Here is a 13,035-nt window from a genome sequence, read left to right as displayed (position 1 = left end):
CGTGTTCGGTCAGCCGGCGCTGGAAGCGTCGGCGGGGGCGGGTGCCTGCGGGGCGGTGGGCTCCTCGCCCTGCAGCACGTCTTCGACCATATCGGGGTCGACCGAGCTCGGGGCATTGCCCTCACCGCCCTGCGGCACCGCCGACGGCTCGCTCGGCACGCCTGCGCCGGACTGCTTCATCGACGCGAGCCAGCTTGCGTACTCGTCCTTCGGCAGCGCACGGACCACGATCGGCATGAAGCCGTGGTCCTTGCCGCAGAGCTCGGCGCACTGGCCGCGGTACACGCCGGGCTCGTGGATCTGGGTCCAGGCCTCGTTGACGATGCCCGGCACCGCGTCCTGCTTCCAGCCCAGCGCCGGCACCCACCAGGAGTGGATGACGTCGTCGGCGGTGATCACGAAGCGGACCTTGGTGTCCACCGGCAGCACCAGCTCGTTGTCGACGTCGAGCAGGTAGTGGGGATTGGCGGCAAGGTCCGGGCGCTCGCCGCTCTGGCGGATGCGGTCGCTCTCGCGGTCGAGGCGGCTGGTGATGGAGACGTCCTCGCCGAGGTAGTCGTACTTCCACATCCACTGGTAGCCGGTGACCTTGACGGTCATCGCCGAGTCGCGGGTGTCGTACATCGCGATCAGCTTGGCGGTGGCCGGCCAGGCCATGATCACCAGCAGGATCACGGGAATCACGGTCCAGACCACTTCGGCCTTGAGGTTGTGACTCCACTTGGCGGCCACCGCGCCCTTGGACTTGCGGAAGGCGAACATCGCGTACGCCATCGCGCCGAACACGACCACGCTGATCGCCACGCAGATCCACAGCACCAGCATGTGCGCGTCGTAGGCGTTCTGCGACGAGGAGGTGACCCCGCGCCCCATGTTCAGCTGCCATCGCGTCGGGTCGGCCGCCTGCGCCAATGCCGCTGCCGGTGCCGCGGCAACGGCCGCCAGAATCCACCGCAAGAATCGCGCCTGCCTCATGCGTGCAACCCCAATGTCGTCGGTGGCGGCCGGCTGGCCGCCTGTTGGAACGGTTGTTCGGAAGGCCCCCCGGCCGGCATGACGCTCCGGCAAGTGGACCGGCCACACCCCAGTGGGGGCGCCTGATCGTCGTGATGTTAGCCGCCGCGCTGCCTGACCGGCAAGCGCGGCGGCTTCGCAGGTGCCCTGCGGGCGCGCTTCTGGCCCGCCCCGACGGCTAGAATTCGAGTTCCCTCCCCGCGCATGACCCCAGTGAACGATTTCCTCCCGGTTGCCCCGCCTCCGCCGTCCGATCCGCTGCGCGCCAACATCACCCGCCACTGGCTGGCGGACGAGGCGACGCGGGTCCGCGCCCTGCTCGAAGAGGCCCGCCAGCCGCCCGGGGACGCGGCCGCGATCGCCGCCACCGCGGCGGACCTGGTCCGCCGCGTGCGCCTGCGCGCGCCCGACCAGGGCGTGGTCGAGTCCTTCATGCGCCAGTACGACCTGGGCAGCGAGGAGGGCGTGCTGCTGATGTGCGTGGCCGAAGCCCTGCTCCGCATCCCGGATGGCGAGACCACCGACCGCCTGATCCGCGACAAGCTGGGCGACGCCGACTGGAAGCGCCACGTCGGCCAATCGGATTCGGTGCTGGTCAACGCCTCCACCTGGGGCCTGATGCTGACCGGCCACCTGGTCGACCTGGCCGACGGCACCAGGCGCGACGTGCACGGCGCCTTCAAGCGCCTGGTCGGCCGCGCGGGCGAGCCGGTGATCCGCCTGGCCGTGCGCCAGGCGATGAAGATCATGGGCCACCAGTTCGTGATGGGGCGGACGATCGGCGAGGCGCTGTCGCGCGCACGCAAGGGCCGCAACGCGCACTACCTCTATTCATTCGACATGCTGGGCGAGGCCGCGCTGACCCGGCACGACGCCGACCGCTACCTCGAGGCCTACCGCGCCGCGATCGATGCCATCGGCCGCGACGCCGGGCGCGACGCCGGCCGCCCCGCCGACGCCATCGTAGCGCCCTCGATCTCGGTCAAGCTGTCGGCCCTGCATCCGCGCTATGAACACGCCAAGCGCGCGCGCGTGCTGGCCGAACTCGCGCCGCGCCTGCTGGAGCTGGCGCAGCGCGCAAAGCAGCACGGCATCGGCCTGACCGTCGACGCCGAGGAGGCCGACCGCCTGGAGCTGTCGCTGGACGTGATCGAGGCCGCCTGGCTGGATCCTTCGCTCGAGGGCTGGAACGGCTTCGGCATCGTCGTCCAGGCCTACCAGAAGCGCGCGCCGTTCGTGATCGACTGGATCGCGGGCCTCGCCAGCCGCGGCGGGCGCCAGGTCCCCGTGCGCCTGGTCAAGGGCGCCTACTGGGACGCCGAGGTCAAGCGCGCCCAGGTCGAGGGCTTCCCCGGCTACCCCGTATTCACGCGCAAGCCCAACACCGACGTCAGCTACCTCGCCAATGCCCGCCGCCTGCTCGACGCCGGCGCGGCGGTGTACCCGATGTTCGCCACCCACAACGCGCAGACCATCGCCGCCGTGCACCGGCTGGCGGCCGGGCGGCCGTTCGAGTTCCAGAAGCTGCACGGCATGGGCGACGATCTCTACGACGAGGTGATCCCGGCCGACCGCCTGGGCGTGCCCTGCCGCGTGTACGCGCCGGTGGGCAGCCACGAAGAGCTGCTGCCCTACCTGGTGCGGCGCCTGCTCGAAAACGGCGCCAACTCCAGCTTCGTCAACCGCATCACCGACACCGACGTGCCGATCGACGACCTGGTCCGCGACCCGGTCGACGTCGTGGCCGCATTCGACAGCATCCCGCATCCGCGCATCCCGCTCCCGGCCGACATGCTTCGCAGCCAGGGCACCGACAGGACCAATTCCATGGGCATCAACCTCGCCAACGACGACGACCTGCGCAGCCTGGCCGCGGCGATGGCCGCCGAACCCGGCAACTGGCAGGCCACGCCGCTGGTCCCGGGGGCCGCCAGCGCCGGCGACTGGATCGACGTCACCAGCCCCGCCGACCGCCGTCGCACCGTCGGCCGCTGGCAGCCCGCCGACGCCGCCACGGTCGAGCGCGCGATGGTCAACGCGGTCGCCGCGCAGCCTGCCTGGGACGCGACGCCGGTGGCCAGCCGCGCCGCCCTGCTCGAGCACGCCGCCGACCTGCTGGAGCAGCGGATGCCGCGCTTCATGGCGCTGTGCACGCTGGAGGCCGGCAAGACCATCCCCGACGGCGTGGCCGAAGTGCGCGAGGCGGTCGACTTCCTGCGCTATTACGCCGGCCAGGCGCGCAGCATGTCCGCGCCGGAGATCCTGCCCGGCCCGACCGGCGAGACCAACACCCTGCAGTTGGCCGGGCGCGGCGTGTTCGCCTGCATCTCGCCGTGGAATTTCCCGCTGGCGATCTTCATCGGCCAGGTCGCCGCGGCCCTGGTGACCGGCAACACCGTGCTGGCCAAGCCCGCCGAGCAGACCAGCCTGGTCGGCTTCGAGGCGGTGAAGCTGCTGCACGAGGCCGGCGTGCCGGACGCCGTGCTGCAGTTCGTGCCCGGCGACGGCGCAAGCGTCGGCGCGGCGCTCACCGGCGACGCGCGCATCGCCGGCGTGGTGTTCACCGGCTCCAACGGCACCGCGCTTGCGATCAACCGCGCGCTGGCCGCGCGCGACGGCGCGATCGGCACCCTGATCGCCGAGACCGGCGGCCAGAACGCGCTGATCGCCGACTCCTCGGCGCTGCCCGAGCAGCTGATCAAGGACGTGATGGCCTCGGCCTTCACCTCCGCCGGCCAGCGCTGCTCGGCCGCGCGCGTGCTGTTCGTGCAGGACGACATCGCCGACAAGGTCATCACCATGCTCGCCGGCGCCATGGCCGAGCTCAAGGTCGGCGATCCCGACGACCTGTCGACCGACGTCGGTCCGGTGATCGATGCCGACGCGCTGGGCATGCTCGACCGCCACGCCGCGCGCATGCAGGACGAGGCGCGGCTGATCGCGATCGCTGCGATGGGCGACGACACCGCGCACGGTACCTTCTTCGCCCCGCGCGCCTGGGAGCTCAAGTCGCTGTCGCAGCTGGACCGCGAGAACTTCGGTCCCGCGCTGCACGTGATCCGCTGGAAGGCCGGCCAGCTCGACCAGGTGATCGATGCCATCAACACCACCGGCTATGGCCTGACGCTTGGCATCCACTCGCGCATCGACGACACCGTGGAGCTGATCGCCGCGCGCGCGCGGGTCGGCAACGTCTACGTCAACCGCAACCAGGTCGGCGCGGTGGTCGGCGTGCAGCCCTTCGGCGGCCAGCGCCTGTCCGGCACCGGGCCCAAGGCCGGCGGCCCCCACTACCTGCCGCGCTTCACCACCGAGAAGGTCGTCACCATCAACACCACTGCGGCTGGCGGCAATGCCTCGCTGCTGACGCTTGGCGACTGACGACGAGCGCCCAGCACGGCGAATGTCCGGCTGCCATCCGGCAGCTCGTATACCCCATGCTCATCCACGGGTATCGAAGGACAGATCCTATGCACATCGCCAGACCCCTGCTCACCACTGCCGCCGTTGCATTGCTGGTGCTGTCGGCCACGCCAGCGTCGGCACAGTCCGCGTACCTGGACCAGATGTCCACGGGTCCAGGAACCTGCCAGGCGGCATTGCCCGCCTTCGAGGGCCAGGTCCGCAAACGGCCACTGGCGCTGCAGAACGAAGGCACCGCGTCCGCCTTCGTGACCTGCGCGCCGCCGCAGTTCACAGGCCTCGCCGACGGCGACTACGGCCTGGACGTCACGTTCATCAACAACGGCAGCTCGGCGGCCACCGTGAGCTGCACCGGCGTGTCCATCGGCCAGATCCCCACGATATACGTATCCAAGGCGATCAGCGTTCCGTCCGGTGCGACGAGAATCCTCAACTGGAAAGACACTGACGGAAGCAGCAAGTGGGTGACGAGCTGCAACCTGCCGCCGGGGACCGGAATCGGCACCGTCCAATCCTATGGGGTGTCCATCTAGTGAATCCAGGAACGGGAGGACGATCCATCATGCGAACTGCATTCACCAGCATTCTCCTCACTGGCGCGCTGGCGCTGGCCCTCCCGGCCAGTGCCGGCAGCCTCACCCAGTCGCTGCAGGTCAACGGCAGCGGCGCCTGCCAGGCCGCGCTGCCCAATTACGAGGGGCAGATCCGCAAGCGCCCGCTGGCTATCCAGAACGAAGGCACGTCACTGGCGTTCGTCACCTGCTCGCCGACAAGCGTGCAGTTCAGAGACATGCATGCCTTTGGCCAGAGCGTCTATCTGGCCAATGATTCCGCGGTCGATGTCACCGTCAGCTGTACGGGCGTGATGGGCGGCGGTGCCGGCAACGACCCGCCCGAATATTCGACGAAATCGGTCACCTTGCCGGCCGGCACCGTCGCGGGGATTTCCTGGTCGACCGCCGACTTGCCCGACTATGCGCCCAGAAGCGGCACCCCATTCAACACCAGCTGCACGCTGGCGCCTGGCGTGGGCGTGCGCACGCTGTACGTTCACCAGCTCATGAGCTGAAACGAAAGAAGCCCCGCTTGCGCGGGGCTTCCTCGTCGTCCAACTGCAGGCTTGGCGCCTGCCGTCAGAAGCGGTACTGCGCCGACACGCCGAACAGGTTGGCGTCGCCGTCGTAGGGACCGGTGATGGTGCTGCCGCCGCTCGCGAAGTCGATCTTGGGATCCTTCGGCTTCAGGTGGGTGAAGGCAAAGCTCACGTCCATCGCGTCGCTGACGTTCCAGGTGGCGCCGATCGAGTACCAGCGGCGATCGTCGTCGGGCAGGCGCGGGGTGCGGTGCTCGAGGCTGGTCGGGGTCTCGTCATACGCAACGCCGCCGCGCAGGGTCCAGGACTCGTTGAGCTTGTATTCCGCGCCAAGCGACATGAACGCGGTGTCTTCCCAGCCGAAGGGCTCGACCGAATCCGGATCGCCGTTGTCGAAGTTGACGCGCACTTCGCGCAGCGACGACCAGCCGGTTTCGGTCCAGTTGGCCATCATCGCGAAGCGGTCGGTGAAGTCGTAGCGCGCCACGACCGCGAAGGTCGACGGCGTCGTCAGCTTGGCACCGACGCCGCCGTTGTTGAACAGCTGCGCGGTCATCGGGTTGCTGTTGAACACTGCGCGCACATCGCCGGGCACGGCCCATTCCGCGGTGCCGCGAAGTTCGTAGTCGATCTCGGACTGGTAGCTGACGCCGATCGCGAGGCGATCGGTCGGGCGCAGGTTGAAGCCGACCAGCCAGCCGAAGCCGGTGTCGTCGCCCTCGATCTCGGCGTGGCCGTCGCGGGCCTGGGGCAGCGCGAACGGCAGCGGGCGGGTGGCCGGGTTGGAGAACAGCAGGGTGCCGAAGTCGACGGCCTTGGACAGGGTCACGTCGGCCTTGGAGTACACCGCGCCCACGCCGACCGACAGGTGGTCGTTGAGATCCAGCGCCGCCGACAGAGTCAGGTTCACGATCTGCATGTCGGAGGTGTCGGCGAAGTAACGGCCCTGCCAGTCGGGGTCGTACTCGGTCTTCAGGCCGAACGGGGCACTGACCATGGCGCCCAGCGCCAGGCCGTTGTCGAGCTTGTGGATCACCGAGAACGCGGGGATCGGGGTGACGTCACCGGCTTCGCCGCCGTCGCCGCCGTTGAGCGGGCGGCCGAGCGCGTCGGTGCCGCTGCCTTCGAAGCGGTAGCTCAGGTCGATGACCGAAAGATCGGCCTGGACCGTGGTGCCCTCGAAGCGGGTCATCGTGGCCGGGTTGTTGACCACGACCGATGCGTCGCCTTCATTGACGCCGGAGCCGGCGAACGCGGCGCCGAGGCCCTTGACGCTGTTTTCCTTGAGCTGGAAACCGGACGCGTGGACGGGGGCGAGGGCCAGTGCGCCGAGGATGCCGAGCGCGAGGGCCGAAGCCTGCAGAGTGGGGGAGATACGCATTGAAAAACTCCTGACAGAGGGCTTGCGGATATTGGTGTGGCGCGCACTATACCGTGGCGGATGGTCATGCACAGCTGCCCCGCGTCACGCCTGCCGCCGGTTATCTTTGTGAACCCGCCCCTGCCCGGCCCGCAACGCATGTTCGTCTCGATCCCGACGCGTTCCCGCCCCGCGATGCGCTGGGCAACCCCCTTGCTGTGTGCAACGTTGTGGGTGGTCTACCTGTGGGCCAGCACCCGCCCGGAAGCCGTGGAACAGGCGCTGATGGTGCGCTGGGGCGCGCTGACCGGCGCGCTGGGGCCGGGCGACCTGCTGGTGTCCTGGGCCGACGGCGAGCGCGGCGTGCGGCTGCTGACCGCGCTGTTCGTGCACGCCGACTGGGCCCACCTGCTCGGCAACCTGGTGTTCCTGCTGATCTTCGGGCTGCCTGCCGAACGGGTGATGGGGCCATGGCGGCTGCTGGCCCTGTTCCTTGTCGGCGGCGCGCTGGCCAACCTCGCGACCGTGCTGGTCATCGACACGCCCGACCGCCTGGTGATCGGGGCCAGCGGCGCGGTGTCGGCGCTGATCGGCACCTACCTGGCGCTGTTCCCGCGCGCGCACCTGGGCGTGGTGCTGCCGCTGGGCCTGTTCCTCGAGTTCGTGCGCGCGCCGGCGCCGCTGCTGATCGGGATCTGGGCGCTGCTGCAGGTGGTGTTCGCCTACATCGGTCCGGCGTTCGGCGCCGTGGCCTGGTCGGCGCACGTCGCGGGCTTCGCGTTCGGCGTCGTCTTCGCCCTGTTCTCGCGGCGCGCCATCGCGCGCCGCCTGCGCCGGCAGAAGGGTTACTGAGCCACCGGCGGCGGCACGCAGTCGTCGCCCTCGGCCAGGCGGCGCAGCGCGGCCATCGCCTGCACCACCGGCTCGTCGCCGTCGAGCACCTGGCCCGCGCGGCTGCCCTCCTCGCCTTCGGCGACCAGGTGCCCGGGCAGCGTGATTTCGCCGAAACCGGCAACCGGTGCGCCCTTGACGTCGAGCACCAGGTCGGGCTCGATGCCGCGGGCCTGAATGGAGGTGCCGTTGGGGGTGAAGTAGCGCGCCGTGGTCAGCTTGACCGCATCGCCGTTGTCCAGCGGCATCACCGTCTGCACCGAACCCTTGCCGAAGCTGCGGCTGCCGACGATGCAGGCGCGGTTGTTGTCGCGCAGCGCACCGGCCAGCACCTCCGAGGCGCTGGCCGAACCGGCGTCCACCAGTACGACCACCGGACGCCCGCGCATGCGCTCGCCGGGGGTCGCGCTGAAGGCCGTGTCGCCCACCTGGATGCGGCCGCGGGTGCTGACGATGCCGCCGCTCTCCAGCAGGTCGTCGGCGATCTGCACGGCCGAGGTCAGCAGGCCACCGGGGTTGCTGCGCAGGTCGACCAGCAGCCCGCGAAGGCCGTCACCGCCGGCCTTGGCCTGGAGTCCGTCCAGGGTATCGGCGAAGTCGCTGGCGGTATCGGCCTGGAAGCCGGCGATGCGGATATAACCGAAGCCGGGCTCGCGCATGCTGCCGCGCACGCTGGGCGTGCGGATGACCGCGCGCGCGACGCGCAGCTCCAGCGGCTCGGCTTCGCCCTCGCGGACGATGGTGACGCCGACCTCGGTGCCCGGTGGCCCGCGCAACGGTCCGCTTCCTTCGTGGCTGGTGGGCGTCAGCTCCTCGCCATCCACGGCCACGATCATGTCGCCGGAGCGGATGCCCGCGCGCTGTGCCGGACTGTCGTCCATCGGCGAGATCACGCGGATGCGGCCGTCGGGCAGCTGCATGACCTCCACGCCGATGCCCTCGTAGGCGCCAGTGGTGCCTTCCTCGAAGGCCTCGGCGTCGCTGCGCTGGAGGTAGGCGCTGTGCGGGTCGAGGTCGAGCAGCAGGCCGCGGATCGCCGCCTGCATCAGCTCGCGGTCCTCGACCTCGTCGACATAGCCGGCGCGCACGGCGTTGAACACCAGCACGAAGCGGCTGATCTCTTCCAGCGGGATCGCGCTGGCGGGATCCCCGTCGAGGGGTGGCTCTGCAGCGGCGATGTCGGCGTCGGCATCGGCATCGGCGTCGGCATCGGCGTCGGCATCGGCGTCGGCATCGGCATCGGCGTCGGCGTCGGCGTCGGCGTCGGCGTCGGCGTCGGCGTCTCCATCCTGCTCTGGCTGGCCCGCCTGCTTTTGCGGCCCGGCCTGCCCTTGCGGTTCCGCCTGCGCGGGCTGCGCGGGCTCAACCGCCTCCGGCACGGCGCCAGATTCGGCGGGCGGCGCGGCGGGCACGGCGGGCGCGTCCTGGGCGATGGCGGGCAGCGCCAACAGGCTGGCGAGGGCGAGCGTCAACAGGCTGGCGCGCATGCGGAACTCCGGGAGGGAACGGGAATTGGACCGCGCATCCGCGCGCGGGTTCAGTCGATTATGCCGCCGGCGCGGCGCGGGCCCCGTCAGCGCTTCTGCAGCCAGGTGCGGGGATCGACGGGCTTGCCCTCCCGGCGCAGCTCGAAATACAGCGCCGCGCGGCCCTGGCCGCCGGACGTGCCGACGGTGGACACCGCATCGCCGCGGCGGACGCGGTCGCCGGGGTTCTTGAGCAGGCTGTCGTTGTGCGCGTACAGGCTCATGTAGCCGTTGCCGTGATCGACGATCAGGATCAGGCCGTAGCCGGTCATCCATTCCGCGAACACCACGGTGCCCTCGGCCACCGCGGTGACCGGGGTGCCGGCGGCGGCGGCGACCAGCACGCCATCGCTGCGGCGGCCGTCGGGCATGCGCGCGCCATAGCCGGCCAGCAGGCTGCCGCTGAGGGGCCAGGACAGGCCGCCGACCTGGACCGCGGCGGTGCGGGCGACCGCGACCTTTGGCGCATCGGGCACGGGATTGCGTCCGGCCCCGGCGCCCGCGCCGGGCTTGTCGCCATCGCGCGCCGCGGTGGCTGCGGCGGCGCGGCGCGCGGCTTCGGCCTTGCGCTCGGCTTCGGCCTTGCGCGCCGCCTCGCGCAGGCGCGCGAGCAGGCGTTCGAGCGACTTCGCATCGGCGCCCAGGGCCTTCTCGCGCTCGCTGCGGTCCCTGTAGCTGGCATCGAGCCCGGCCACCGCCTTGGCGCGCTCGGCACGCTCGCGCTCCAGCGCCTCGGATTGCGCGCGCTGGCGCTCGCTGGTGGCGACCAGGGCCGCCCGTTCGGCGGCGATCGCCTGCTCCATCTCCTCGAGCCCGGCGAGCTCGGCTGACAGCTCGGTGATCCGCGCGCTGCGGCCGCGCTGCAGATAGCCGTGATAGGCCAGGCTGCGATTGGCGCCCGCGGCATCATCCTGTGCCAACAGCAGCTTCAGGGGCGTGGTCCCGCCCACGGTGTAGGCCGCGCGCAGCAGCCCGGCAAGCTCCTTGCGCTGCGTCGAAAGGCCTTCCGCGAGGGCGTCACGCTGCGTCTCCAGATCCGCAAGCGCCTGCTGCTGCCGCGCCAGCGCCGCCCCGGTGGCGGCAAGTTCCCGGGCATTGCGGGCTACCCGCTCATCGGCGTCGCGAAGCTCACGGCTGGCCTTGCCGCGGTCGCCTTCGATGCGGCGGCGCTCGCGTCCGACTTCGTTGAGTTCGCGCTTGACCTTGTCCAGCCGGCGCTGCGCGTCACGGCTGTCCTGGGCCGATGCCGGCCCGGCGGGAAATGCCAGCAACACCAGCAACGCCGACAGCATCAGCAGCAGCGGCACGGATCCGGCCAGCAGCGGCCGCGCCGGAACGCGCCGGTGCAGGCAGTCGCGGCGCGGCGGCGTGGCCGGCGCGAGGTTCACGCCAGCAGGCTGCAACCGGTCATCTCCACCGGCTTCGCGACGCCCAGCAGGTCGAGCATCGTCGGCGCAAGGTCGCGCAGCGCACCACCCGTGCGCAGGGTCGCATCGCCGCGCCCACCGACATAGATGAGATCCACCGGACCAACGGTGTGCGACGTGTGCGGCTCGCCTGTCACCGGGTCGCGCATCATTTCGACGTTGCCATGGTCGGCGGTGACCAGCAGCTCGCCGCCCTGCGCGGCGACCGCCGCGGCGACCTCGCCAAGTGCCCGGTCCACGGCCTCCACGGCCTTGATCGCGGCCTGCAGGTCGCCGGTGTGGCCGACCATGTCGGGGTTGGCGAAGTTGCAGACCACGGCGTCGAAGCGGCCGGAGGCGATCGCGGCCACCAGCTTTTCCGTTACCTCGGGGCAGCTCATTTCCGGCTGCAGGTCATAGGTGGCAACCTTCGGGCTCGGCACCAGGATGCGCTCCTCGCCGTCGAACGGGGTCTCGCGGCCACCGTTGAAGAAGAAGGTGACGTGGGCGTACTTCTCGGTCTCGGCGATGCGCAGCTGGGCCAGGCCATTGGCACCCAGCACTTCGCCCAGGGTGTTGCGCAGGTCGTCGGGCGCGAACGCCAGCGCCACCGGCAGGGTGGCGTCGTACTCGGTCAGGCAGGTGAAGCTGGCCAGCACCGGCCGCCGCGCGGCGAATCCATCGAATGCCGGGGCCACGAACGCCGCGGCCAGCTGGCGCGCGCGATCGGCGCGGAAGTTCATGAACACCATCGCGTCGCCGTCGCGCATCGGTTCGGCGCCGGCGATCACCGTCGGCAGCACGAATTCGTCGTTCTCGCCGCGGGCGTAGGCGGCGTCAAGCGCGGCCATGGCATCGGGCGCGACGTGCTCCGCCCGCGCCTCGACGATGGCGTCCCAGGCCAGGCGCACGCGCTCCCAGCGCTGGTCGCGGTCCATGGCGTAGTAGCGCCCGCTGACGCTGGCGATGCGCGCGTTGCCGTGCAGCGCGCAGGCATCGGCCAGCGCGCGCAGGCTGGGCGCGGCCGAGCGCGGCGGCATGTCGCGGCCGTCGGTGAACGCATGCACGGCGACGCGCGCCACGCCCTCGCGCCTGGCCAGCGCGAGCATCGCCAGCACGTGCGCCTCGTGGCTGTGCACGCCACCGGGCGAGAGCAGGCCCATGACGTGCAGGGTGCCGCCCGACGCGTTCACCGCGGCGCAGGCCGCGCGCAGGCCGTCATTGGCGAAGAAACTGCCGTCGGCGATCGCGGCATCGACCCGGGTCAGGTCCTGGTAGACCACGCGCCCGGCGCCGATGTTCATGTGCCCGACCTCGGAATTGCCCATCTGCCCGTCGGGCAGGCCGACGTGGGTGCCTTCGGTATGCACCAGTGTGGTCGGGTGCGCGGCGAACAGGCGCCGCCAGTTGGGGAGGTCGGCGAGCGCCAGCGCGTTGTCGCGGGGATCGTCGCGATGGCCCCAGCCGTCGAGGATCAGCAGCACGACCGGCTTCGGCCGGCGGACGGAATCGGGCTCAGGCACGACGTTCGACCCTGTGACGTTGGACGCATGCATTGTAGCGCCGGCCGGCGCAGACTCGGGCCATGAACATCCGTCAAGCTCCCCGATTCGCCCTCGTTTTCATCGCCGCGCTCGCGGCCGGCTCCGCGCTGGCCGCGGAAGACATCAACCGCGTCAACGGCGCGATCACCGCCAGCGCCGGCACCGGGCACGGCCAGCTGGAAACCGTCAACGGCAGCATCACCCTGGACGATGGCGCCCGCACCGGCGACGCCAACACGGTGAACGGCGCCATCCGCGCCGGCAACGACATCGCCAGCGGCGGACTGTCCACGGTCAACGGCGGCATCCGCGTGGGCGAACGCGCGCGCATCGGCGGCAGCGTGGAGACCGTCAACGGCGGCGTGTTCATCGGCCGCGGCGGCGAGGTCGAGGGCGACGTCGAGACCGTCAACGGCGCCATCGGCCTGGTCGCGACGGTCGTGGCCGGCGACGTCGGCACCAGCAGCGGCAACGTGACCATCGGCACCGGTTCGCACGTGCGCGGACGCCTGCACGTCGACAAGCCCAGCGCCAACTGGATGCCGATCCGCATCAGCACCCGCCGCCAGCGGATCATCATCGGGCCCGGCGCCGTGGTCGACGGCCCGCTGGAGTTCGAACGCGAGGTCACGCTGTACGTGCACGACAGCGCCCGCGTCGGCGAAATCAGCGGCGCCACGCCGGTGCCCTACTCGACGGCGACCGCGCCGCCTCGCACCAGCGACTGAAGCCCGCGCCCCCGCATGGCGCCGAACGCATAGAATCGGGGATTCCATTT

Annotated in this window: 10 protein-coding genes; 5 read left to right on the top strand and 5 right to left on the bottom strand. The window is 70.9% G+C overall.

Translation table 11 applies throughout. The features are described from left to right. Positions 1-9: 9 nt before the first annotated feature. A complete protein-coding gene (gene coxB / locus ACW7G5_RS12665; protein ID WP_457005033.1) occupies positions 10-975 on the bottom strand; it encodes a cytochrome c oxidase subunit II in 966 nt (321 codons plus the stop codon). Between the two features lie 243 nt (positions 976-1,218). On the opposite strand from coxB, the gene putA reads away from it, so the two are divergent. From putA to ACW7G5_RS12650, 3 genes are all read left to right on the top strand, one after another. After that, positions 1,219-4,395, top strand: coding sequence for a bifunctional proline dehydrogenase/L-glutamate gamma-semialdehyde dehydrogenase PutA (gene putA / locus ACW7G5_RS12660; protein ID WP_457005031.1), 3,177 nt, complete (start codon positions 1,219-1,221; stop codon positions 4,393-4,395). Positions 4,396-4,484: 89 nt separating this feature from the next. Continuing rightward, positions 4,485-4,970 carry a hypothetical protein gene (locus ACW7G5_RS12655; RefSeq protein ID WP_457005030.1) on the top strand — a complete coding sequence of 162 codons (486 nt, stop codon included), beginning with the start codon at positions 4,485-4,487 and terminating at the stop codon, positions 4,968-4,970. Between the two features lie 29 nt (positions 4,971-4,999). Beyond that, positions 5,000-5,506: a hypothetical protein gene (locus ACW7G5_RS12650; RefSeq protein ID WP_457005028.1), complete on the top strand. Its 507-nt coding sequence runs from the start codon at positions 5,000-5,002 to the stop codon at positions 5,504-5,506. 64 nt (positions 5,507-5,570) lie between these two features. On the opposite strand, the gene ACW7G5_RS12645 is transcribed toward ACW7G5_RS12650, so the two are convergent. After that, positions 5,571-6,911 carry an OmpP1/FadL family transporter gene (locus ACW7G5_RS12645; RefSeq protein WP_457005027.1) on the bottom strand — a complete coding sequence of 447 codons (1,341 nt, stop codon included), beginning with the start codon at positions 6,909-6,911 and terminating at the stop codon, positions 5,571-5,573. A 138-nt stretch (positions 6,912-7,049) separates the two neighbouring features. Between ACW7G5_RS12645 and ACW7G5_RS12640 the strand changes: the two genes are divergently transcribed. Next, positions 7,050-7,742 (top strand): rhomboid family intramembrane serine protease, encoded by a 693-nt coding sequence (locus ACW7G5_RS12640; RefSeq protein ID WP_457005109.1) that lies wholly within the window; start codon positions 7,050-7,052, stop codon positions 7,740-7,742. On the opposite strand, the gene ACW7G5_RS12635 is transcribed toward ACW7G5_RS12640, so the two are convergent. The 3 genes from ACW7G5_RS12635 to gpmI all read right to left on the bottom strand — a co-directional run bounded on the left by ACW7G5_RS12635 (position 7,736) and on the right by gpmI (position 12,236). Further along, positions 7,736-9,268 (bottom strand): S41 family peptidase, encoded by a 1,533-nt coding sequence (locus tag ACW7G5_RS12635; RefSeq protein ID WP_457005025.1) that lies wholly within the window; start codon positions 9,266-9,268, stop codon positions 7,736-7,738. The two genes, ACW7G5_RS12640 and ACW7G5_RS12635, sit on opposite strands and share 7 nt — an antisense overlap. Before the next feature lie 86 nt (positions 9,269-9,354). Then, entirely contained in the window at positions 9,355-10,599 is a 1,245-nt protein-coding gene (locus ACW7G5_RS12630; protein ID WP_457005107.1) for a murein hydrolase activator EnvC family protein, read from the bottom strand. Positions 10,600-10,691: 92 nt separating this feature from the next. Then, the gene (gene gpmI, locus ACW7G5_RS12625) at positions 10,692-12,236 is read right to left on the bottom strand and encodes a 2,3-bisphosphoglycerate-independent phosphoglycerate mutase (RefSeq protein ID WP_457005023.1); all 1,545 of its coding nucleotides are present in this window, start codon (positions 12,234-12,236) and stop codon (positions 10,692-10,694) included. A 62-nt stretch (positions 12,237-12,298) separates the two neighbouring features. On the opposite strand from gpmI, the gene ACW7G5_RS12620 reads away from it, so the two are divergent. After that, positions 12,299-12,985, top strand: coding sequence for a hypothetical protein (locus ACW7G5_RS12620; protein WP_457005022.1), 687 nt, complete (start codon positions 12,299-12,301; stop codon positions 12,983-12,985). The last annotated feature ends 50 nt before the right edge of the window (positions 12,986-13,035 follow it).

The sequence above is a fragment of the Luteimonas sp. A501 genome (assembly GCF_054052085.1).
Note: the sequence above shows the minus strand (reverse complement) of the source record. Positions and strands in the feature narration are given on the sequence as shown.

Excerpts from the sequence above, each read along its gene's own strand:
- ACW7G5_RS12620 (WP_457005022.1), top strand. The coding sequence starts at position 12,299 with ATGAACATCCGTCAAGCTCCCCGATTCGCCCTCGTTTTCATCGCCGCG.
- ACW7G5_RS12635 (WP_457005025.1), bottom strand. The coding sequence starts at position 9,268 with ATGCGCGCCAGCCTGTTGACGCTCGCCCTCGCCAGCCTGTTGGCGCTG.
- ACW7G5_RS12640 (WP_457005109.1), top strand. The coding sequence starts at position 7,050 with ATGTTCGTCTCGATCCCGACGCGTTCCCGCCCCGCGATGCGCTGGGCA.
- ACW7G5_RS12655 (WP_457005030.1), top strand. The coding sequence starts at position 4,485 with ATGCACATCGCCAGACCCCTGCTCACCACTGCCGCCGTTGCATTGCTG.
- ACW7G5_RS12645 (WP_457005027.1), bottom strand. The coding sequence starts at position 6,911 with ATGCGTATCTCCCCCACTCTGCAGGCTTCGGCCCTCGCGCTCGGCATC.
- putA (WP_457005031.1), top strand. The coding sequence starts at position 1,219 with ATGACCCCAGTGAACGATTTCCTCCCGGTTGCCCCGCCTCCGCCGTCC.
- ACW7G5_RS12630 (WP_457005107.1), bottom strand. The coding sequence starts at position 10,599 with ATGCTGTCGGCGTTGCTGGTGTTGCTGGCATTTCCCGCCGGGCCGGCA.
- ACW7G5_RS12650 (WP_457005028.1), top strand. The coding sequence starts at position 5,000 with ATGCGAACTGCATTCACCAGCATTCTCCTCACTGGCGCGCTGGCGCTG.
- coxB (WP_457005033.1), bottom strand. The coding sequence starts at position 975 with ATGAGGCAGGCGCGATTCTTGCGGTGGATTCTGGCGGCCGTTGCCGCG.